The organism is uncultured Mycobacterium sp. (assembly GCF_964249325.1).
GTDB lineage: Bacteria > Actinomycetota > Actinomycetes > Mycobacteriales > Mycobacteriaceae > Mycobacterium.
In genome coordinates, this window is the sequence record NZ_CAXUCH010000057.1 from 1 (window position 1) to 21,765 (window position 21,765).

The window sequence follows — 21,765 nt, forward strand, 5'->3', positions numbered from 1 at the left end:
CAGCAGAAAGGCCGGCGATGCGCTGCTCGGGGCCGGCGGCGCGGCCCAATGCGCGCAGCGGCGGAAGCCCGGCGATCAAATCCAACAACCTGGCCTGCAGCGTCGTCATGGCGGCCAGCGCCGCAGCAGATCGCTGGGTGGTCGCCAGACCGATCAACACCATGAATATCGGTATGAGCGGCAATGTGATCAGCGCCACCACAGCCGATTTGAGGTCGCAAACAGCCATCGCCACGATGGTGGCCGGGGTCAGGACGGCGGCAACCAGTAACGCGGGCAGGTATCCGGTGAAGTATGGCCGCAGTCCATCCAAACCGCGGGTCACCACCGTCGCGGCAGCGTCGCGCTGTGCCGCCAGTTGTCTGGGCGCACGCGCCGTCGTCGCGGCCAATACCTGGCCGCTGAGGTCGGCGATCACCGCGCTGGCGCCCTGTTGACCCAGCCGGGCCTGAACCCAGCGCGCAAGTATCCGAACCATCCAGAGCGCCACCAGGATTGACAACGACGGTGCCCAGTGCGGCACGCTGCGGGAGGACGGATCTGTGATCACCCCAGCCACAATGTGGGCGAGCACAATCGCAGAAGCAATCGCGCAGCCGGAGATGACCGTGCCGCAGGCCAGTGTGGCGACCAGGAAACGGCGCAGCGCTGCTGATGCCCGCCACAGTCGCGGGTCCAGGGGCGCCCGGCTGGTGTTCAGGATGCCCGCCTTGCCAAACCGGTTGACGGCGGTATCCGATCAGCCGAGATACGCTGCCGGAACACCCAATACGTCCAGCCCTGATACATCATCGCCAACGGTGCAAACACCGCCGCCGCCCAGGTCATGACCTTCAGCGTGTAGGGCGTGGACGACCCGTTGTAGATAGTAATGCTCCACGCCGGGTTCAACGTGGAGGGCACCAGGTTTGGATACAGCGCACCGAACAACAGCACCACCACGGCCGCGACCACGATCGCCGCACATGAGAACGCCCATCCCTCAAAGGCGTGACGCCACACCAAAGCCACTGCCGCCAGCTGTGCCACTACCGCGACCGCCAGCACCGCCCAGGTCCAGTCCTTGCCGTGCGTCAGCTGCGTCCATACCCCGAAGCCGGCGATCAAGGCCGTCACCGGTGCCGACAACCACCGCCCGAATCGCAGGGCATCGTCGCGAATCGACCCCGATGTCTTAAGCGCGACGAATATCGCGCCGTAGAGCAAAAACAGCCCGCAGCTAGCCAGGCCGCCCAGCACGGTATAGGCGTTGAGCACGTCGCTGATCGCCAGGTGAACCCGGTGATCGGCGGTCACCGGCAGCCCGCGGACCAGTGCTGCGAACGCCACCCCCCACAGCAGCGCCGGCAGCCAAGAGCCGGCGGCGATCCCGAAGTCGGCCCAGCTTCGCCATGCGGTGTCGTTGACCTTGCCGCGCCACTCGATCGCGACCGCCCGCACGATCATCCCGAACAGGATCAGCAGCAACGGCAGGTACAACGCGGAGAACACGGTGGCGTACCAGCCTGGGAACGAGGCGAACATCGCCGCCCCGGCGGTGATCAGCCAGACCTCGTTGCCGTCCCAGACCGGGCCGATGGTGTTGAGGGCGGCGCGGCGATGCATCTCGCGATCCCCCACGCCGGCACGAGCAAGCGGCTCCATCAGCATGCCTACGCCGAAGTCGAAGCCTTCCAAAAGAAAAAACCCGAGGAACAGCACGGCCAGGACACCGAACCACAATTGGTTGAGTCCCACGGCGATCAGCTCCTTCTCAGTAGGCGAATGACAGTGGTGCCACCTCGTCCTCGCCCGGCGTTGCGGCAGCGGCGGGTTCGGCGTCGTGTTCCTGCGGACCCTCGTTGACGTAGCGTTTGAGCAACCAGAACCAGATGACGGCAAGCACCGCATAGACCGCGGTGAAGATGAGCAGCGAAGTGACGACCATTGCGACAGCGTGATCGGATACACCCTGCGCGACTGTGAGCCGGACCTGCTGGTCGCCGGCCGGGTTGGGAACGACGACCCAAGGCTGGCGGCCCATTTCGGTGAATATCCAGCCGGCACTGTTGGCCAGGAACGGGGTTGGGATGGTCAGCAATGCGAGCCAGGAAAACGACCGCTGGCCCGGGATGCGTCCGCGGCGGGTGAGCCACAACGCAATCAGCGCGAACAACACCGGAATTGCGAGAAACCCGATCATCGCCCGAAAGGACCAGTAGGTGACGAACAGGTTGGGCCGGTAATCGCCCGGGCCGAACCGGTGTTGGTACTCGCGCTGAAGGTCGCGCACTCCTTGCAGCCGGACGTCACTGACCCGGCCTTCGGCCAACACCGGCAGGACGTAGGGCACTTCGATCACCCGGGCGAGGCTGTCGCAGTTGTTCTGCCTGCCGACGGTCAGGATGGAAAAGTCTGGATCGGTTTGGGTGTCGCACAACGATTCGGCCGACGCCATCTTCATCGGCTGCTGATGAAACATCAGCTTGCCCTGCGCGTCGCCGGTGAAAAACAACACCACCGACGCGGCTAGCGCCACCCAGCAACCGAGGATGGTGGCAGGCCGGTACATCGTGCGGGCGTCAATGTCTGCTGCCTGACCACCGACGCCCGAACCGGCGGCGATGCCCGCACGAGACCGGACCATCCACCACGCGCACACCGCGGCGACAAACGTTCCGGCTGTCAGGATCGACCCGGTGACCACATGTGAAAAAGCTTGCTGGGCTGTGTTATTGGTGAGCAAAGCGAAGATGCTGTGCAACTCCGCCCGGTGCGTCGCGGGATTGTAATGCGCCCCGACCGGATGCTGCATGAACGAGTTCGCGGCGATGATGAAGAACGCCGACACGTTGACCGCAATCGCGACGATCCAGATGCAGGCCAGGTGCACCAGCCGCGGCAGCCGACTCCAGCCGAAGATCCACAAGCCGATAAACGTGGACTCGAAGAAGAACGCGGCCAAGCCCTCCATGGCCAGCGGTGCGCCGAACACGTCGCCCACGAACCGGGAGTACTCGCTCCAGTTCATGCCGAACTGGAATTCCTGGACGATCCCGGTGGCCACCCCGAGCGCAAAGTTGATCAGGAAGAGCTTGCCGAAAAACTTGGTCAGCCGATACCACGCGACGTTGTCGGTGAGCACCCACACCGTCTGCATGACAGCCACCAGCGGCGCCAAACCGATGGTGAGCGGCACGAAGATGAAGTGGTAGACGGTGGTGATACCGAACTGCCACCGGGACACGTCGACGACGTCCATGTTGCCAACTCCCGGACCTGACTACGACTGACTACGACTGACTACGACACAGTGTAGTAGATAGTCGGTGGGTGCACCACGCAAACGTCGCGCAGATCACGGCCCAGCCGTCGGCTCTTTAATCGGTCTGGTGCCCGACAGAGCTTTGTCCACCGCTTTGGAGGCACGGCGAATGCCGAACGACGATGCGATCTCGAACACGCCGATGACCGCCAGCCAGATCCCGACGACGAGCGTCAGTATCCAGATCGATTCGAATGGCGAAGCGATCACCACGATGCCCGCCAGCAGGCTGACCACACCGAGGAAAATCGCCCAACCGCGGCCGGGAAGGGCGGGATCGCTGATGGCTGAGGTCGCCGTTGCCACACCGCGGAAGATAAAGCCGACGCCAATCCATATCGCCAACAACAGGATTGCGACCAACGGGTCGTTGCCGAAGTGCCGGAAGGCCAGAACCGCCAAGATCAGTGAAGCGGCCCCGCTGATGAACAACAGCACCCGTCCCCCGGCGGACACATGCAGACTGAATGCGAAGATCACCTGCGCGATGCCGGTGATCAACAGATAGGCACCGAAGACAATGGCGGCGACCAGGATGGTTTTGCCGGGCCAGACCAATACCAGGACGCCAAGGGCCAGCGCCAAGAGGCCGGATACCAGCGTCGACTTCCACAGATGCGGCAATAGGCTTGGGGCAGTGGTGGGTTCCATCAGCGAAGTGTCGCACATAGCGCGGGTCCGGTGCGGGGTTTGCCGGGGGAGTCAGACGCTGGTGGTTTGTGCGGCGTCCTCCCGCAGGCCACCTGAACGCGTGCCGGGCTTGCGGCCGACCAGGTACCAAGTATGCATGAGGCCTTTGCCCTTGACTTCGACGTCGCCGCGTTCCTCGAAGAGGAAGTCATTTTTCAGGCGTTCGTAGACGTCCTGAGGCACCTGGATGCGTCCCTCGGGGTCGGTGGACTCCATGCGCGACGCGACATTGACGGCATCGCCCCACACGTCGTAAAAGAAGCGGCGTGAACCGACTACACCCGCGACAACGGGTCCGGTGGCCAGACCGATGCGCAGCGGTACCGCACGGCCATGCGGGTCTCGTAGTTCCGCTGCAGCGTCAGCCATGTCGAGCGCGAGGTCTGCCAGCGCCTGGATGTGATCGTGCCGGGGCCAGGGCACCCCACTGACCACCATGTAGGAGTCGCCGCTGACTTTGATTTTCTCCAGCCCATGCTTGTCGACCAGCGTGTCGAACTCGGTGTAAAGCCGGTCCAAGAATTCGATGAGCTCGACCGGGGGAGTGGCGCTGGCACGTTCGGTGAAGCCGGCGATGTCGGCGAAGAGGACCGAGGCGTCGTCGTACTTGTCGGCGATGACGTTGCGTGCCGGATCTTTGAGCCGGGCCGCGATGCTGGCCGGCATGATGTTGGCCAGCAGCGCCTCAGATCGGTCGTACTCGACTTCCATGACCGTTTCGGCGCGGGCGATTTCACGCAGCGCATACCACATCGTCACGACCACCATCAGGCAAGCGGAGACGGCGGCCATTACGAAGCCCACCGACTGGGCCCAGGGCGGCTGTAACCCGGTGTTGCGTGGGACCAGGAACTCGAGGGCGATCACCAGCCCCGCGGCTATAGCGGCCAAGGCCGCTGCCAGCCTGATGTGTTCGATGCCGAGCTGCAACACCACCAGACAAGCCGTGACGAGAAAGAAGAACTGCAGACCTGACCCGGTGCCCACGGTCCAGCAGATGATGAAGATCGACACGTACGCGGTGAGGATAAAGGTCAGGGGCGCAACGAGTTCGCCGAACCGGTGAAGGAACGGAACTGTCGCAAAGATTGCGGCGGCGAGGAAATTGACAAACTGCGTACGCCATACTTCGTGGCCGACCAAAAATCCGACAATTCCGTAGCTCGCGCCCACCGACACCGCCATCGCGGCGTTGATATTGAGGACACGCCGCCGTCGCGCCGCGCTGTCGACGTAGTGCTGGCTGCGCGCGCGTGGTTGATCACGCACTGCTGCGACGCAGCACGGTGTTCGCGACGAATCGGCCGTACCTCGCTGTGGGGCACGTTTGCTCTTAGCCGCCACGGCAAGAGCCTACCGGTGAGTACGGCATTTGTGGAACGCGGCGTCAGGAGTTGTCCGGCTGGTCGCCGGAGAGCCATTCGGACATGCGGTGCTCGGACAGCGATCCGTTGGGCATGATGTGCTGCACCGTGTATCCGTCCCGGGTGGCCAAGTCGGCTATCATGCGCCGGTGACAACGCCACCACACCGGTTCGCCGCACAGGATTGCGACGTTGCAGGTGTCGGCGTCGCGTAGCAGCCGCTCGTAAGCCGCCTGAAAGTCCGGGGTGCGGGTGTGCGCGGCGTAGTTGGCGAACGCCTGGTTCTCCCACCATTGGTCGCTTGGCAAGGGCCTGGCTGGTGGCTTGCGCCGCCCACCGAGCCCGGGTTCGTGCCGGTAGCCGATGCCGCCATCGTTTAGCCACTTCGGCATGGCCTGTTTGGACACGTCGGGGTTGCGGCGGGAGCCGGGGAAGCTTCGGACGTCGACCAGCAGATCGATGTGGTGCTGGCGAAGCGCGGTGGTGAGCTGCTCGGCGGTTTTCGCGCCGTGGCCCATGGTGAACAGCATCAGTGCCCTCGGTGGGATTCCCATCCATACTGTAGGGGTTTTGCGTCGGTCATAACTGGCGGGTGTTCGGTGATCCAAGCTGCGTTGGTTGTTCGACGAAAACGCTGATCAAAGCGCTGGCACTGCGGGTCAGTTCAGAGCTGCTGTCGGATCGCGGCGGACATCGGTTGTTTCTCATGCTCGAGTCCGGATCGACCTTTACTGGATTGGGTTCAGCGAAGCGTCGTCTCATCGGCGGTGCGGACCTACGATCACAGGCATGATGCGCGATCGGGAGACGATCGACGCCGAGTTGCGCCGTCTTGCCGCGTTGCGCCGTTCGACTGGCGACCACGGTGGCGAGCCTTGGAGCCGTCAGCTCGACGAACTTCTCGATGAGCGCCTAGGGCACCGGACGGAGGCGTCTGGAACCGAAGCGGACAAGCGTGTGAGACGGAGATTTCCGTCGACCTCTGGGCCGAAACGCGACAACGCCAAAGACTCCACGCCCTCGCAGCGTCGGAGCATCCTGCGCCGCTTCGGCCCCCTCATGGTCTTGCCGCTATCCCTGGTAGCCGTCGCGGCGGTGCTGATGGTGATGTTCGCCGTCCGCAACTCATCTCCGGCGGCGCAGCCGACGATCGCGCCACCGTCGCCTGAGCCGACGGTGATCCCGCCATCGGCCTCGCCATCAAACCCGGCTGCACCGAAAGTCCCCGCTCCGCCACCACTTGACATCGTCGACAGGGCGTTCATCGAGGCGTTAAAACACGATGGCGTGCCAGTTCCCAGCCACGAATACGTGACGAATCAGGGGCATGCAGTCTGCGACTTCCTAGCACACCAACCGAACCTCGCAGATGCCGTCAACTTCGTGCAGCGGTCGTCGATATGGGACGCCGATCAAAGCGCCCACTTCGCCGCTGGTGCCATCGTCTCGTACTGCCCTCAGTACGAACCGACAAGCCCCGACGAAATGCCGCCGGCATTCCAGAATGCTCTCACCGTTCTGCAAGCCATCCAGGGTGACTTGCAAGCGATTCGTGGTGATCTGCAAGACATCTCAGGCCAGCACTAATCCTGTCATCGCCGCGTGTCAGCACGCAGATCGCCGACCTGGAAGTAATCGACAGCTGCAGACGACCGGTGTCGTGGCGCGCCCAGCACTGGTCGCATGCTCAGGGGTTCAAAAGCTTGGATTTCCTCCTCAGCCGCACCAGTCGCGCACATCGGGCGGGTATTGATCGAGCGGTCCAACACAGCGCTGCCCGGGCGGGTAGTTGACACGGGCATTCATCAGGTCACAGGGAATATAGACCTGCTTGCCTGTGGGAGTGTTACTCAAACACTGCATTGGCGGCTCGGCATGAACCTGGGCGGGGGTCATAAGTGCCACCGCTAAAGCGCCGAGCACCCACACGACACGGCGACGGATCATGGGAACTCCTTTTCCAGTGGTGGGATCTTCGTGGTTACTCATATGACTCGTAAAGCGGGGCCAGTCAGGTGCAATGACCGCCAAGGAATGGCCAATTATTGACCGGCCCAATGGGGGATAGAGGGAAATTGTCGAATATCGCGCAGTCGGCCCCAGCGGTGCTTGATGCTGCACCGAAGATCCACGCGAGAGGAATCCCTGATTACGCGCGGCTTCCGGTGCCCTCGGTGGGATTCGAACCCACACTGTCTGGGTTTTGAGTCCAGTTCCTCTGCCAGTTGGGATACGAGGGCTCACCCGTATACGGCCTCCCACCATAGAGGATCTGTGCGGAGGCGCGGCGCCACAACCCCGAGGTCGCTGGTGACCATGGCTCGCGACACAATGTCGTCATGACCGGTTCTGCGACCGAAGTCGATGCTGTCAGCCGCCGCGTTCTGATCGCCGAGGATGAGGCGCTTATCCGCATGGACTTAGCCGAAATGCTCCGTGAGGAGGGCTACGAAATCGTCGGTGAGGCCGGCGACGGGCAGGAAGCGGTCGAGCTGGCCGAGCAGCTCAAGCCCGACCTCGTGATCATGGACGTGAAGATGCCGCGCCGCGACGGCATCGACGCCGCATCCGAGATCGCCAGCAAACGGATTGCCCCGATCGTCGTACTGACCGCGTTCAGCCAGCGCGACCTGGTGGAGCGAGCCCGCGACGCAAGCGCGATGGCGTACTTGGTGAAGCCGTTTTCGGTCACCGACCTCATCCCGGCCATCGAACTGGCCGTCAGCCGCTTTAGCGAGATCACCGCATTGGAGCGCGAAGTGGCGACGCTGTCCGACAGGTTGGAAACCCGCAAGCTCGTCGAAAGGGCCAAAGGGCTTCTGCAGACCAAACAGGGCATGACCGAGCCGGAAGCTTTCAAGTGGATCCAGCGTGCAGCCATGGACCGGCGCACGACCATGAAACGCGTCGCCGAAGTGGTGCTCGACACCCTCGACGCCCCGAAAGACGCGCCGTCTTCAGGGTGAAGCGGCATCGAGTGTGCGCTCACGGCATCGAGCGTGCGCGTCGGGCAGCGACACGCCGATGACGTCCGCCCTACACGCACACTCGGCGACGGCGCCCGCTAGCGAGCCACGATCACCGACGAGCCATGGCCGAACAGGCCCTGGTTGGCGGTGATCCCGACGGTGGCGCCCTCGACCTGCCGGCCGGTGGCCTGGCCGCGCAGCTGCCAGGTGAGCTCGCAGACCTGCGCGATGGCCTGAGCGGGGATCGCCTCGCCGAAGCAGGCCAGCCCGCCCGACGGGTTGACCGGAACCTTGCCCCCGATCGTCGTCGCGCCGCTGCGCAGCAGCGCCTCGGCTTCACCCTTGGGGCACAACCCGAGGTGCTCGTACCAGTCGAGCTCCAGGGCGGTGGACAAGTCGTACACCTCGGCCAGGCTGAGATCTTCCGGGCCGATACCGGCTTCCGCGTAGGCCGCGTCGAGAATCTGGTCCTTGAACACCCGCTCTGGTGCAGGCACTATCGCAGTGGAATCCGTTGCGATGTCGGGTAATTCGGGCAGGTGCTGTGGGTAGCGCGGGGTCACGGCGCTGACTGCGCGCACCGACGGCACACCCTGCAGCGACCCGAGGTGCTCGCTGGTGAACTTCGCGCTGGCCACCACCAGCGCCGCCGCCCCGTCGGAGGTGGCGCAGATGTCCAGCAGCCGAAGCGGGTCGGCCACCACCGGGCTGGCCAGCACGTCGCCGAGAGCGACCTCTTTTCGGTATCGCGCGTTCGGGTTCTGCAGTCCGTGGCGGGCGTTTTTGACCTTGACCTGCGCGAAATCTTCAACGGTGGCGCCGTAGAGGTCCATCCGCCGACGGGCCAGCAGGGCGAAGTACACCGGGTTCGTCGCCCCGATGAGATGGAACCGCTGCCAGTCCGGGTCGTTTTTGCGTTCACCGCCCACCGGCGCGAAAAAGCCCTTGGGCGTGGTGTCCGCGCCAATGACCAGCGCCACATCGCAGAAGCCGGCCAGAATCTGGGCGCGCGCGCTCTGCAGCGCCTGCGAGCCGCTGGCGCACGCCGCATAGCTCGAACTGACCGGGACGCCGTTCCAGCCCAGCTTTTGGGCGAACGTCGCACCGGCGACAAACCCCGGATAACCGTTGCGGATGGTGTCAGCGCCGGCCACCAACTGGATCTGACGCCAATCCAGTCCGGCCTCGCCGAGCGCGGCGCGCGGCGGCTACCCCGTATTCGGTGAAGTCGTTGCCCCACTTGCCCCACGGGTGCATGCCGGCGCCCAAGATGTACACAGGTTCAGCGGTCATTGGCGCCGCTCCTCCTCATCGCTTCGCTCTGCATCGTCGCCGGCGCGACTCATGAAGCGATCCTCCACCCGTACACGATGCGCTCCACGCCCTCGTCGTCGGTGAACAGCGGCATGGTGGTCAGCTCCATCTGCATGCCGATCCTCAGGTCGGCGGCCAGCGTGCCGTCGACCACCTTGCCCAGCACGATCAAACCCTCGTCAGCCAACTGCACCGCGGCGACGGCGAACGGCTCGAACGGGTCGGTGGCCGGATACGGCGCGGGCGGCGCATAGCGATTTTCGGTGTAGCTCCACAGCGTTCCGCGCCGCGACAGCGCCACCGCGTCCAACTGGTCCCCGTCGCAGGCCGGGTTCGGGCAGTTGTTGGCGCCCCCAGCCGAGACGGGCGGGAACACATAGGTGCCGCACCGGGCGCACTTGCTGCCGATCAGATGCGGAACGCCGGCCTCGTCGGTGGCGAACCATCCCTCGATCGCCGGCTCTTGGCGGGTAACTGCTGGCACGCGGCCAGCGTACCGACAACTGGGGCAAAACTGAAACGTGTTCCAGTTTGACGCTGTTGTCCGACCGGGTGCATAGAGTAGGGCCGTGAGCCCAGCCAAAGCCGCGGCCAGCGCGAGTGCGGGAACGTCGGCAACCGATGGCGACAAGCCGACTCTGCTGCTGTTGGACGGCAATTCGCTGGCGTTTCGTGCGTTCTACGCACTGCCCGCGGAAAATTTCAAGACAGCCGGCGGGCTGACCACCAACGCGGTCTACGGGTTCACTGCCATGCTGATCAACCTGCTGCGCGATGAACAACCGACGCACATCGCGGCGGCATTCGACGTGTCCCGGCAGACATTTCGATCCGACCGCTACCCGGAGTACAAGGCCAACCGCACCTCCACCCCCGACGAGTTCCACGGACAGATCGACGTGACCAAGGAAGTCCTTGCCGCTCTGGGCATCACGGTGCTCGCCGAACCGGGTTTCGAAGCCGACGACATCATCGCGACGCTGGCTACCCAGGCTGAAAAAGAGGGCTACCGGGTGCTGGTGGTAACCGGCGATCGCGACTCGCTGCAGCTGGTGACCGACGACGTCACCGTGCTCTACCCGCGCAAGGGCGTCAGCGACCTCACTCGCTTCACCCCGGAGGCGGTCGTCGAGAAATACGGGCTGACTCCCAAGCAGTACCCGGACTTCGCGGCGCTGCGCGGCGATCCCAGCGACAACCTGCCGGGCATCCCTGGAGTGGGCGAGAAGACGGCCGCCAAGTGGATCGCCGAATACGGCTCACTGGAAGGACTGGTCGACAACGTCGACACGGTCAAGGGCAAAGTGGGCGACGCGTTGCGCGCGCACCTGGGCGGTGTGGTGCGCAACCGGGAGCTAACCGAGCTCATCCGCGACGTGCCGCTGGCCCAGACTCCTGACACCTTGCGGTTGCAGACATGGGACCGCGATCAGATCCACCAGCTCTTCGACCAGCTGGAGTTCCGGGTGCTACGTGACCGGCTGTTCGAGACGCTTGCAGCCGTCGAACCCGAGGTCGACGAGGGGTTCGACGTTCGCGGCGGCGCGCTGGAATCCGGCACGGTCGCGCAGTGGCTGGCCGAGCACGCCAGCGACGGCCGGCGATCCGGGGTGGCGGTGGTCGGCACCCACCGGGCCTACGACGGCGACGCGACCGCGCTGGCCATCGCGGCCGCCGACGGCGACGGCGCCTACATCGATACCGCCACGTTGACTCCCGACGACGACGCCGCGCTGGCCGCCTGGCTCGCCGACCCGGACAAACCCAAGGCGCTGCACGAAGCCAAGTTGGCCATCCACGACCTGGCCGGGCGCGGCTGGACGCTGGGCGGTCTCACCTCCGACACCGCGCTGGCCGCCTACCTGGTGCGGCCCGGGCAGCGCAGCTTCGCCCTCGATGACCTGTCGCTGCGCTATCTGCGCCGTGAGCTGCGCGCCGAAACCCCAGAGCAGCAACAGCTTTCGTTGCTCGATGACGATGGGGCCACCGACGGCGTCGACGACCAGGCAGTGCAAACCACCGTCCTGCGGGCCCGCGCGGTGGCCGACCTCGCCGACGCGCTGGACGCCGAGCTCGCCCGCATCGACTCGCAGCCGTTGCTGGCCGAAATGGAATTGCCGGTCCAAGGCGTGCTGGCCGGCATGGAAGCCGCCGGTATCGCCGTCGACCTCGAGTTGCTGGGCGCGCTGCAGAGTCAGTTCGGCGACCAGGTCCGCGACGCCGCCGAGGCCGCATACGCGGTGATCGGCAGGCAGATCAACCTCGGCTCACCCAAACAGCTGCAGGTCGTGCTGTTCGACGAGCTCGGCATGCCGAAGACCAAACGAACCAAAACCGGATACACCACCGACGCCGACGCCCTGCAGTCGCTGTTCGACAAGACCGGCCACCCGTTCCTCGAGCATCTCCTCGCCCACCGGGATGCCACCCGGCTCAAGGTCACCGTCGACGGGCTGCTGAATTCGGTAGCCGCTGACGGGCGTATCCACACCACGTTCAACCAGACCATCGCCGCGACCGGGCGGTTGTCGTCGACCGAGCCCAACCTGCAGAACATCCCGATTCGCTCCTAGGCCTGCCGCCAGATCCGCGACGCGTTCGTCGTCGGCACGGGCTATGCCGAATTGATGACCGCCGATTACAGCCAGATCGAGATGCGGATCATGGCGCACCTGTCGCGAGACGAAGGCCTGATTGAAGCGTTCAACACCGGCGAGGACCTGCACTCATTTGTGGCGTCGCGGGCCTTCGGCGTGCCGATCGGCGAGGTGACACCCGAACTGCGGCGCCGGGTCAAGGCGATGTCGTACGGGCTGGCCTATGGGCTGAGCGCCTACGGCCTGTCGCAGCAGCTGAAGATCTCCACCGAGGAAGCCAAGGAGCAGATGGACGCCTACTTCGCCCGGTTCGGCGGAGTGCGCGACTACCTGCATGCCGTCGTCGAGCAGGCCCGCAAGGACGGCTACACCTCGACCGTGCTGGGCCGGCGGCGCTACCTACCCGAGCTGGACAGCAGCAACCGCCAGGTCCGCGAGGCCGCTGAGCGGGCGGCGCTCAACGCACCGATCCAGGGCAGCGCGGCCGACATCATCAAGGTCGCGATGATCGAGGTCGACAAGGCGCTCAAAGGGGCGGGGCTCAAGTCCCGCATGCTACTGCAGGTCCATGACGAACTGCTGTTCGAAGTCGCGCCCGGTGAGCGGGACCAACTCGAGACGCTGGTGCGCGACAAGATGTGCGGGGCCCACCCGCTTGACGTGCCGCTGGAGGTGTCGATGGGCTATGGCCGCTCATGGGACACCGCCGCGCACTAAGCGCCGAGCGTGCAGCTACGGCGAAATGCAGGCGGTTTTTCAGCCCTGAATGCACGCTCGGCGCGCATGGGCGCAGTTTGGCCAGCATGTGCACAGTCGAGTAGCCTCGACGGGTAACTCGATTTGTCCCTACGACCCAACCTGTCCGGAGCAACCCAACAATATGCCGAGTCCCACCGTCTCCTCGCCTCAAGTAGCCATCAACGACATCGGCTCGAGCGAGGACTTTCTCGCCGCCATCGACAAGACCATCAAATACTTCAACGATGGCGACATCGTGGAAGGGACCATCGTCAAGGTTGACCGGGATGAGGTCCTGCTCGATATCGGCTACAAGACCGAAGGTGTGATTCCCTCTCGAGAGCTGTCGATCAAGCACGACGTCGATCCGCACGAGGTCGTCAAAGTGGGCGACAAGGTCGAGGCCCTAGTTCTCACCAAGGAGGACAAAGAAGGCCGGCTGATCCTGTCGAAGAAGCGCGCGCAGTACGAGCGGGCGTGGGGCACGATCGAAGCGCTCAAGGAGAAGGACGAGGCCGTCAAGGGCACCGTGATCGAGGTCGTCAAGGGCGGGCTGATCCTCGACATTGGGCTGCGCGGCTTCCTGCCGGCGTCGTTGGTCGAGATGCGCCGGGTGCGCGATCTGCAGCCCTACATCGGCAAGGAGCTCGAAGCCAAGATCATCGAGCTCGACAAGAACCGCAACAACGTGGTGCTCTCCCGCCGCGCCTGGCTGGAGCAGACCCAGTCCGAGGTGCGCAGCGAGTTCCTCAACCAGCTGCAAAAAGGTGCTATCCGCAAGGGCGTGGTGTCCTCGATCGTCAACTTCGGCGCGTTCGTCGACCTCGGTGGTGTCGACGGTCTGGTGCATGTCTCCGAGTTGTCCTGGAAGCACATCGACCATCCCTCCGAGGTGGTGCAGGTCGGCGACGAGGTCACCGTCGAGGTGCTCGACGTCGACATGGACCGCGAGCGGGTCTCGTTGTCGCTCAAGGCGACTCAGGAAGACCCGTGGCGGCACTTCGCCCGCACCCACGCCATCGGGCAGATCGTGCCGGGCAAGGTCACCAAGCTGGTGCCGTTCGGAGCGTTCGTGCGTGTCGAGGAGGGCATCGAAGGGCTGGTACACATCTCCGAGCTCTCGGAGCGCCACATCGAGGTGGCCGACCAGGTGGTCGCCGTCGGTGACGAGGTGATGGTCAAGGTCATCGACATCGACCTGGAGCGCCGCCGTATCTCGTTGTCGCTCAAGCAGGCCAATGACGACTACACCGAGGAGTTCGATCCTGCCAAGTACGGCATGGCCGACAGCTACGACGAGCAGGGCAACTACATCTTCCCCGAAGGCTTCGACCCCGACACCAACGAATGGCTCGACGGATACGAAAAGCAGCGCGCCGAGTGGGAAGCCCGCTACGCCGAGGCCGAGCGCCGGCACAAGATGCACACCGCCCAGATGGAGAAGTTCGCGGCTGCCGAGGCTGCGGCAGGTGCCGAGCAGCCGCAGGCCAACGGCGCCCAGGCCGAGGAACAGCAGGGTGGCTCGCTGGCCAGTGACGCTCAATTGGCCGCGCTGCGGGAGAAACTCGCCGGCAGCGCCTAACTGGCGATGCTTCGGATCGGGCTGACCGGCGGCATCGGTGCCGGGAAGTCAGCGGTGACCGCGACGTTCGAACAATGCGGAGCGGTTGTGGTCGATGCCGACGTGATCGCCCGCGAGGTGGTCGAACCCGGCACCGAGGGGCTGGCGGCGCTGGTCGACGCTTTCGGTGACGACATTCTGCTGCCCGATGGGGGGCTGGATCGTCCTGCCTTGGCGGCCAAGGCTTTCCAGAACGATGACGCGCGAAAGACTTTGAACGGAATCGTTCATCCGCTGGTGGGCAAGCGTCGCGCCGAGATCATCGCGGCTGTACCAGAGGACGCGGTGGTGGTGGAAGACATTCCGCTGCTGGTGGAATCGGGGATGGCACCGCTTTTCCCACTGGTGGTTGTCGTGCACGCCGACGCCGATCATCTGCGGGTGCGGCGGCTGGTTGAACAACGTGGCATGGCCGAAGACGACGCCCGCGCCCGGATAGCCGCGCAGGCAAGCGACGAGCAGCGTCGCGCCGTCGCCGACATCTGGCTGGACAATTCCGGCAGCCTCGAGGCGTTGGCGCAGCGAACCTGTGATGTATGGAACCACCGGATCGCGCCATTCGCGCGTAATCTCACCGCCCGGCAGGCCGTACGGCAATCCGTGCGGCTGACGCCAGCGGATCCCACCTGGCCCGAGCAGGCGCGGCGCATCGTCGCCCGGATTGCGACCGCATGCGGTGACAAGGTGCTGCGCGTCGACCACATCGGGTCCACGGCGATCCCCGGGTTGGATGCCAAGGACGCCATCGACATTCAGGTCACCGTCGATTCACTGGCGGTGGCCGACGAAATCGCCGACGCGTTGTTGTCCGCTGGATATCCCCGCATCGACCACATCACCAACGACATCGCCAAACCCGATGCCCGAAGCACTGTCGAACGTTACAACCACAGCACCGATCCAGTGTTGTGGCACAAGCGGATTCACGGCTCAGCTGACCCAGGTCGGCCGACGTACGTTCATGTGCGGGTCGACGGCTGTCCGAATCAACAGTTCGCGCTGTTGTTCGTCGACTGGCTGAGCGCCGACCCCGATGCGCGCGCGGAGTACCTGAGCGTCAAGCAGAAAGCCGCGAGCGCGGTGCCGGTCGACGGCGGTGTCGCCCAGTACAACGAGGCGAAGGAGCCCTGGTTTCGCGACGCCTACCGTCGGGCGTGGGACTGGGCCGACAGCGTGGGCTGGCGGCCCTGAACTAGGTTGTCGCGCGGCGACCCGCTGTGCCCGGCTACGCAGCGCTGCGCCCGGCTACGCCGCGGGCAGCGGTGCGCCGCAGGGCAGCACGCCGTTCATCGGGTCAGTGCTGCCTTGCACCGGTCTGACGAATTGATCGACCTGCGCGGCGACAGTGTCGTCGACGCCGATCTCGCAGTGCACTTTGGCCGAATAGGGCCAACGGATCGCCACTTGCATCCCGGCTTTGCCCGGACCGCCCAGCACAGCGTTGGCCTGGAATGCGTTGCCGAGCACCGAGCTCAGTGGAGCGGTGTTCGTCTGCGTGTCGTTGATCATGAAGGTGGCCTGACTGCCGGGGGCCACCCCATCGATCCTCGCGATGTAGTTGACGTTGTGCAGTTCAGCCAGCGCCGCGGTGGGAGTTAACTGGCCGCACCCGATGAGCATCGCCACTGCCGTGGTGGCCAAACCTATTCGCGTGGAGACGTTCATGGCTGCTGACACCACCGCCCCGCGTCTGGTGTGGAATATCCGATTGCTTGCTACCGCGGCTCGGGTTGGCAACGCGGACACCACAACGACGTCCTGCCGCCGGCCCGGCCGCGGGATAGCCGCGCACCGCAGCGTGGACAGCTCGGATCGGGCTCGTCGCGCACACCGGTGAGCCAGCGCGGCAGGTTCGGGACGCGGCCGTGCCGCACCGCGGTGCGTAGCACCCGTTTCATGGTGGTATGCAACTGCTTCACGTCGGCGTCGTCCAAGGCAGCGATCGGCCGGAACGGATGCAGGCCGGCCTGCCAGCAGATCTCGTCGGTGAGCAGGTTGCCCAGCCCGGCGATCACGGACTGATCCAACAGCGTCGCCTTGAGCCCACCACGGCGGCCTGACAGCACCCCACGCAAGGTCGGCAGATCGATGTCCAGCGCGTCGGGGCCCTGTGACCCTGTGACCGCGGCAATTTCACCGTCGCCGGCGGCCAGCCACACGCCGCGCAGCTTGCGCAAGTCGGCGTAGCGCAACTCGCCGCGGTCGAGGGTGAGCACAAGCCGTTCGTAGCCCTCGTCCTCGGCGCCGCGACAAGCGTAGTAGGGGTGGCCGGTCATGCCGCTGTGCACGAGAAGCACCGGGCCGTCGGTCGGCAAGATCAGCCACTTGCCGTGCCGGCGCGGCGCAGTGAACCGGTGGCCGACAAGGCTGCGCGCGAATGCTCGCGGGGTGGTGTTACGCAATACCCCCGGGTCACGCACGTCGACGTCTCGCACTCGACGGCCGGGCAGCGTGTCGGCCAGTGCCCGGCGGAACCCCTCGACGTCAGGAAGTTCCGGCATGGAGTTTCGCCAGGCGCCGTATCGGACCGGTCAGTGAGCGGGCATGGCGGTTCATGCCGGCCCATGGATCAGGTTGGCGGGCAAGCCGATTCGGGACGTTGCGCACCGTGAACCGGTCCGGGCGCATACCGCGGCCGTCGAGTTCGTCCCATTCCAGCGGGGTGGCTACCGGTGCGCAGGGGCGGGCCCGCACCGCATACGGCGCGACCGCAGACTGCGCGTAGGCGTTTCGCATGACGTCGACGTACACCCGTCCTTCACGCTTGTCCTTGCCGGCTTCGATCGTGCGGTGCGCCGGGTCGTCGGCCACCACGGCGGCGACGTCGCGGGCGAATTGGCGGACCGTGTCGAAGTCCGCATCGCCGCGCAGCGGCACCACGACATGCAGCCCGCGCGAACCCGTCGTCTTCACGTAGCGGGCCAGCCCGATGTCATCCAGCACGCCGGCGACCGCGCGCGCAGTGGCCCGGATCACCGGGAAGTCGTCGCCGGTCGGGTCGAGGTCGAACACCAGCCGATCCGGCGTGTGCAGCCGCCCTCGGCGAGACAGCCACGCATGCAGGGTGATGCAGTTCTGGTTGGCCAACCACACCAGCGCTTCCGGGCGCTGGGCCACCGGGTGCACGACCGTGCCGCCTTCCTTGGCGACTTGGGCGAACTCCATCCAGTCCAGGCACGGCATCGGCGAAGTCCTGCTGGATGAACCCCGGCTCTCGATGCCGCGCGGGAACCGCTGTAGGGTCAGCGGCCGACCGTCGAGGTGCGGCAACATCGCCTCGGCCACCGCAGCCTAGTAGTCCACCAGCTCGCCCTTGGTGATGCCTTTTCGCGAGGAGTGGCCGGGAAACAAGACGGTCCGGATGAGTGACCTGCACTGTGATTCGAGGCATCAGCGTGTCTCACGCACCACATCACGGGGGTTCTTGTCGGTGCGCAGCCCGGTGTAGCGGGGATGGCGCAGTTTGCCGTCGCGGGTCCATTCGGTGAACCCGACCTGGGCGACCAATTCTGGTCGCACCCAGCGGGTTGCAGCCTCCCGGACCTGCCCGCGGGTAAACGGGCACGCATCCTGTTCGATGCTCGACAGTCGCGCATGCAGGCTGCGCAGAGTGGCCTCGTCGAATCCGGTTCCCACCTTGCCGGCGTAGACCAGGTCCCGGCCGTCGTAGTAACCGACCAGCAGCGCCCCGAGTCCGACGCGGCTGCCTTTCGGGGCGGTGTAGCCGCCGATGACGAACTCCTGGTCGCGGACGCATTTGAACTTCAGCCAGTTCGCCGATCGGCGGCCCTCGTATGGCGCGTCGGCCAGTTTGGCGATCACGCCCTCGTCACCGCGGGCGCATGCGGCGCGGTACGCCCCTTGGCCGTCCTCCACCCGATGCGGAGTGTAGCGCAGCGGATCATTGAATTGGAATACCTTGCGCAGCAGGCGTTTACGCCAGAGCAGTGGCAACCCGGTGGTGCACTGCCCGTCCAGATGCAGCAGATCGAAGACGTAGTAGAAGACCGGGATACCGGTTGCCCGCGCCTGTTTGGGGTTGGTGATGCCCAGCCGGCCTTGTAGGCGGGCGAAGCTGGTACGCCGCCCGTCGAAGGCCACCACCTCGCCATCCACGACGAACCGCGAAACGGGCTGTGCCGCAAGCGCGTCGACCAACTCCGGATACGTTCCGTCGAGCGGCTGCCGGTTGCGCGACCACAGCCGCACCCGGTCACCGTTGCGATACGCCAGACACCGTTCACCGTCAAACTTGCGCTCGAATATCCACCGGGGATTAGAAAACCGCCGCTCGGTGAGAGTGGCCAGCATGGGTGCTCGCCAGTCGGGCACCGGCTCCTCGTGCAGGGCGGCACGCACCCGGCCGGGTAGACCGAGGTTCGACACCATGACCACCTGTTACCCGCCTCAGTCGTGTGCTACGCACCGCGCCAAGTGAGCTCGATCCCCTTGCCGGCCAGCCAGCGCTGAAGGTCATACCCGTGCCGGGACACCCCGTCGACGGTGTCGACGGCGCGGTGCACCGCCTGCTCGGCGGTCTTGGGGGCCAGCAGCCCGTAGCGAACGGCGTCGAGCAGCTCTCCGACGTCGGCCAGGTTGACGTCGCGGCCGGTGCAGACTTCCAGGTCGAGGTAATGGTCTGCGGAACGCCACACCGTTGGGCCGGGTATGTATTCACCGATGTCGAGGTAGTAGTCGTGGTCGCGTTCATGGCCGGGGTTGAAGTGAAAAATGTTGGCGCGCAATCCCAGCGACGGCAGCAGCCACGACTCGAGGTAATGGAATTGGGCTCGGCCCGGGGTGGGCCGCGCCATGTAGAGCCCCCACGGCCGAAGCGTGTACTCGTCGACGGCCCGCACGATGCCCTTCGGGTCGGTGTTGGTGTGGGCGACTAGGTCGAACGTTTCGTGCTTGGGATGATGGATGGCGTCAGCTTACCCGCGCAACGGGACTCGCGCGGCGACCGATGCAGAGCGCGTAGCGCGATGAGGAGGAGCCGCGCAATCGGATCCGCGCGGCGACCGATGCAGAGCGCGTTGTGCGATGAGGAGGAGCCGCGCAATTTCGGAACTAGCGGTGCAGCCGGATCTTCCAGCGGACAAAGCCGGCGTAGAAGACCGACAACCCGGCCAGCATGGCCACGTCGAACAACCATGTCTTGGCGGTGTGCAGCCAAAACCGGTCCTTAGGAATCAGCGAACCGGGGACCAGATGCCGCAAGTCGATCGTCGATGCCGCCGCGGCGTAGCCCCACCGCGAGGGCATCGCCCAGGACAGCTGGTCGAGCAGCAGCCTTCCTGTGACGGGGACCAGTCCGCCGGAGAGCACCAGCTGCGCCATGATCGACACCACCAGCAGCGGCATGATCTGCTCACTGGAGCGCACCAGCGCCGAGAGCGCCAGGCCCAGGATGGCTGAGGCCACGCAGGTCGCGGCGACGGTCACGAACAGTTCAAGCGTGGCATTGCCGAGTAGCAGGGCTGCCCGGGTGGGCGCGCCCTTGCCGGCGATGACGATTGCGGTGGCGATGACCGACTGCACGATCGCGAACGCGCAATACACCCCGGTTTTGGCGAGCAGGTAGGCAGTGGTGGACAGGCCGACCGCTTGTTCGCGCTGGAAGATGGCGCGTTCACCGATCAGGTCGCGAATTGTCAACGCCGTGCCCATGAAGACCGCGGCGATGTTCAGCAGGACCAGGATCTGCGCGGCCTCGTCGGGTGCGTCGCTTCGGGGATCGGCGACCCGGAATCCGTTCGAGCCGGGAACGGTCAGTGATAGCGCACCGAGGATGAACGGCAACAGGGCCAGGAATATGAAGTAGGCGCGGTCGGCGACGACCAGCCGAACCTGGCGCCGCATGATCGTGGAGAGCTGGCGCCACACGCTGGTATGGACCGGTTCGCCGAGATCGGCCGGCTTCTCGGTCTGCGGAGGTAGTGGCTGGCGGTGCTGTTCGAGGAAACGGCGGTTGGCTGCCTCCGGATCGGCGCCCACTTTGGTGAAAATTTCGGCCCAGTTGGTGGTTCCCATCGCTTCGCCGATCTGGCCTGGCGGGCCGCAGAATGCGGTCTTGCCGCCGGGTGCCACCAGCAGCACCTGGTCGCAGATATCCAGGTAGCTCAGCATGTGCGTCACCACCACGACGACGCGGCCGGCGTCGGCGAGCTGGCGCAGCATCGTCATCACTTGGCAGTCGAGCGCTGGGTCCAGCCCGGAGGTCGGCTCGTCGAGGAGTAGCAGCGACGGTCCGGTGAGCAGTTCCAGCGCGACGGAGGCGCGTTTGCGCTGGCCGCCGGACAACTTGTCCACCCGAGTGTCGGCGTGCTTGGTCAGGTCGAGTTCTTCGAGCACCTGGGCGACGACCTTTTGCCGGTCGGCTTTGCTGGTGTCAGGCGGCAATCGCAGCTCGGCGGCGTAGCCCAGCGCTTGGTTCACGGTGAGCTGGCGGTGTACGACGTCGTCTTGGGGCACCATCCCGATCCTGCTGCGCAGCGACGCGTATTCGGCGTGGATGTCATGCCCCTCGAAAGTGACCGAGCCGGAGCTCGGCCGGGCGTAGCCGGCGATCAGCTTTGCCAGCGTTGTCTTGCCCGCGCCCGACCCGCCGATGATGGCAGTGAGCGTCCCAGGCCGGGCGATCAGCGAGATGTCATCGAGCAGTTGTTTGCCGCCGTCGACGGTGAACTTGACGTTGCGCACCTCAAGACCGCCGGTGCTGGTTGCGGCTTCGGTTTCGCTGCGGCGCACCAGCACGCCACCGCGAAACACCAGGTCGACGTTGCCTATGGTGACCACGTCGTCTTCGGTCAAGATCGCCGACCCGACCCGGGTGCCGTTCACGAACGTCCCATTGACGCTGCGGTCTTGGATCTCGGCGCCGAGCGGGGTCAAAACCAGCGTCGCGTGATGACGCGAGGCCAGCACGTCGGGGATCACGATGTCGTTGTCGTTGGCGCGACCGATGGTCACCGTGCCGGCCCGCTTGGCGGGGGCCGGTCGCTGCGACAGGAATTTGACGAACCTCGTCGCGAGATTGGTCACGTCGGCCGACCCGGCATCGACCACGGTCATTTCAGTGGGCGCAGGGGAGTCGGGGGATGGCGCCCAGGCGGCGTCGACCACTGTCAACTCGTCGGGCGGCGGCGAGGGTTGCTGGAGATTGGTC

At 65.3% G+C, this 21,765-nt stretch carries 17 protein-coding genes, 1 tRNA gene and 3 pseudogenes; 5 read left to right on the top strand and 16 right to left on the bottom strand.

Translation table 11 applies throughout. The annotated features are described in order from the left end of the window. The 6 genes from ACFE99_RS09870 to ACFE99_RS09895 form a co-directional block, all read right to left on the bottom strand. On the bottom strand, window positions 1-622 hold a 622-nt coding region (locus ACFE99_RS09870; protein ID WP_375484762.1), incomplete at its 3' end, for an ABC transporter transmembrane domain-containing protein. Window positions 623-696: 74 nt separating this feature from the next. Next, a complete protein-coding gene (cydB, locus tag ACFE99_RS09875; RefSeq protein WP_375484734.1) occupies window positions 697-1,737 on the bottom strand; it encodes a cytochrome d ubiquinol oxidase subunit II in 1,041 nt (346 codons plus the stop codon). A gap of 16 nt (window positions 1,738-1,753) precedes the next feature. Further along, window positions 1,754-3,241, bottom strand: coding sequence for a cytochrome ubiquinol oxidase subunit I (locus tag ACFE99_RS09880; protein ID WP_375484736.1), 1,488 nt, complete (start codon window positions 3,239-3,241; stop codon window positions 1,754-1,756). Between the two features lie 96 nt (window positions 3,242-3,337). After that, window positions 3,338-3,973 carry an HdeD family acid-resistance protein gene (locus tag ACFE99_RS09885; RefSeq protein WP_375484738.1) on the bottom strand — a complete coding sequence of 212 codons (636 nt, stop codon included), beginning with the start codon at window positions 3,971-3,973 and terminating at the stop codon, window positions 3,338-3,340. A 33-nt stretch (window positions 3,974-4,006) separates the two neighbouring features. Next, window positions 4,007-5,338, bottom strand: coding sequence for an adenylate/guanylate cyclase domain-containing protein (locus ACFE99_RS09890; protein ID WP_375484740.1), 1,332 nt, complete (start codon window positions 5,336-5,338; stop codon window positions 4,007-4,009). A gap of 43 nt (window positions 5,339-5,381) precedes the next feature. Beyond that, complete coding sequence (locus ACFE99_RS09895; protein ID WP_375484742.1) at window positions 5,382-5,912, bottom strand: DUF488 family protein; 531 nt, start codon at window positions 5,910-5,912, stop codon at window positions 5,382-5,384. Window positions 5,913-6,150: 238 nt separating this feature from the next. Here ACFE99_RS09895 and ACFE99_RS09900 point away from each other — a divergent pair, with 238 nt between their 5' ends. After that, window positions 6,151-6,945, top strand: a complete 795-nt coding sequence (locus tag ACFE99_RS09900; RefSeq protein WP_375484764.1) for a DUF732 domain-containing protein — start codon at window positions 6,151-6,153, stop codon at window positions 6,943-6,945. Between the two features lie 129 nt (window positions 6,946-7,074). Here the strand turns inward: ACFE99_RS09900 and ACFE99_RS09905 are convergent, their stop codons facing one another. Together ACFE99_RS09905 and ACFE99_RS09910 are read right to left on the bottom strand one after the other, a co-directional pair. After that, on the bottom strand, window positions 7,075-7,305 hold the full coding sequence (locus ACFE99_RS09905) for a hypothetical protein (RefSeq protein WP_375484744.1): 231 nt from the start codon (window positions 7,303-7,305) through the stop codon (window positions 7,075-7,077). A 219-nt stretch (window positions 7,306-7,524) separates the two neighbouring features. Continuing rightward, window positions 7,525-7,598: transfer RNA gene (locus ACFE99_RS09910), tRNA-Leu, on the bottom strand. A gap of 99 nt (window positions 7,599-7,697) precedes the next feature. On the opposite strand from ACFE99_RS09910, the gene ACFE99_RS09915 reads away from it, so the two are divergent. Continuing rightward, entirely contained in the window at window positions 7,698-8,324 is a 627-nt protein-coding gene (locus tag ACFE99_RS09915; RefSeq protein WP_375484746.1) for an ANTAR domain-containing response regulator, read from the top strand. Window positions 8,325-8,422: 98 nt separating this feature from the next. On the opposite strand, the pseudogene ACFE99_RS09920 reads toward ACFE99_RS09915, so the two are convergent. Continuing rightward, a pseudogene (locus ACFE99_RS09920) lies at window positions 8,423-9,620 on the bottom strand (lipid-transfer protein). Continuing rightward, window positions 9,617-10,125, bottom strand: a pseudogene (locus ACFE99_RS09925) (Zn-ribbon domain-containing OB-fold protein). Before ACFE99_RS09925 ends, ACFE99_RS09920 begins: the two co-directional pseudogenes overlap by 4 nt. Window positions 10,126-10,210: 85 nt before the next feature. Here ACFE99_RS09925 and polA point away from each other — a divergent pair. The 3 genes and pseudogenes from polA to coaE all read left to right on the top strand — a co-directional run bounded on the left by polA (window position 10,211) and on the right by coaE (window position 15,788). Continuing rightward, window positions 10,211-12,955 (top strand): annotated as a pseudogene (polA, locus tag ACFE99_RS09930) (DNA polymerase I). Between the two features lie 163 nt (window positions 12,956-13,118). Further along, window positions 13,119-14,558 carry a 30S ribosomal protein S1 gene (gene rpsA, locus ACFE99_RS09935; RefSeq protein ID WP_375484748.1) on the top strand — a complete coding sequence of 480 codons (1,440 nt, stop codon included), beginning with the start codon at window positions 13,119-13,121 and terminating at the stop codon, window positions 14,556-14,558. Window positions 14,559-14,564: 6 nt separating this feature from the next. Continuing rightward, on the top strand, window positions 14,565-15,788 hold the full coding sequence (coaE, locus tag ACFE99_RS09940; RefSeq protein WP_375484750.1) for a dephospho-CoA kinase: 1,224 nt from the start codon (window positions 14,565-14,567) through the stop codon (window positions 15,786-15,788). Window positions 15,789-15,842: 54 nt separating this feature from the next. On the opposite strand, the gene ACFE99_RS09945 is transcribed toward coaE, so the two are convergent. The 6 genes from ACFE99_RS09945 to ACFE99_RS09970 all read right to left on the bottom strand — a co-directional run. Then, the gene (locus ACFE99_RS09945) at window positions 15,843-16,262 is read right to left on the bottom strand and encodes a hypothetical protein (RefSeq protein ID WP_375484752.1); all 420 of its coding nucleotides are present in this window, start codon (window positions 16,260-16,262) and stop codon (window positions 15,843-15,845) included. Between the two features lie 50 nt (window positions 16,263-16,312). Continuing rightward, window positions 16,313-17,098, bottom strand: a complete 786-nt coding sequence (locus tag ACFE99_RS09950) for an Fpg/Nei family DNA glycosylase (RefSeq protein WP_375484754.1) — start codon at window positions 17,096-17,098, stop codon at window positions 16,313-16,315. Further along, the gene (locus ACFE99_RS09955) at window positions 17,082-17,882 is read right to left on the bottom strand and encodes a DNA polymerase domain-containing protein (RefSeq protein WP_375484756.1); all 801 of its coding nucleotides are present in this window, start codon (window positions 17,880-17,882) and stop codon (window positions 17,082-17,084) included. Before ACFE99_RS09955 ends, ACFE99_RS09950 begins: the two co-directional genes overlap by 17 nt. Window positions 17,883-17,987: 105 nt before the next feature. Next, complete coding sequence (ligD, locus tag ACFE99_RS09960; RefSeq protein WP_375484766.1) at window positions 17,988-18,986, bottom strand: non-homologous end-joining DNA ligase; 999 nt, start codon at window positions 18,984-18,986, stop codon at window positions 17,988-17,990. A gap of 29 nt (window positions 18,987-19,015) precedes the next feature. After that, window positions 19,016-19,456, bottom strand: coding sequence for a DUF402 domain-containing protein (locus tag ACFE99_RS09965; RefSeq protein ID WP_375484758.1), 441 nt, complete (start codon window positions 19,454-19,456; stop codon window positions 19,016-19,018). Between the two features lie 211 nt (window positions 19,457-19,667). Continuing rightward, window positions 19,668-21,765: ATP-binding cassette domain-containing protein (locus ACFE99_RS09970; protein ID WP_375484760.1), on the bottom strand; the 2,098-nt coding region annotated here is incomplete at its 5' end.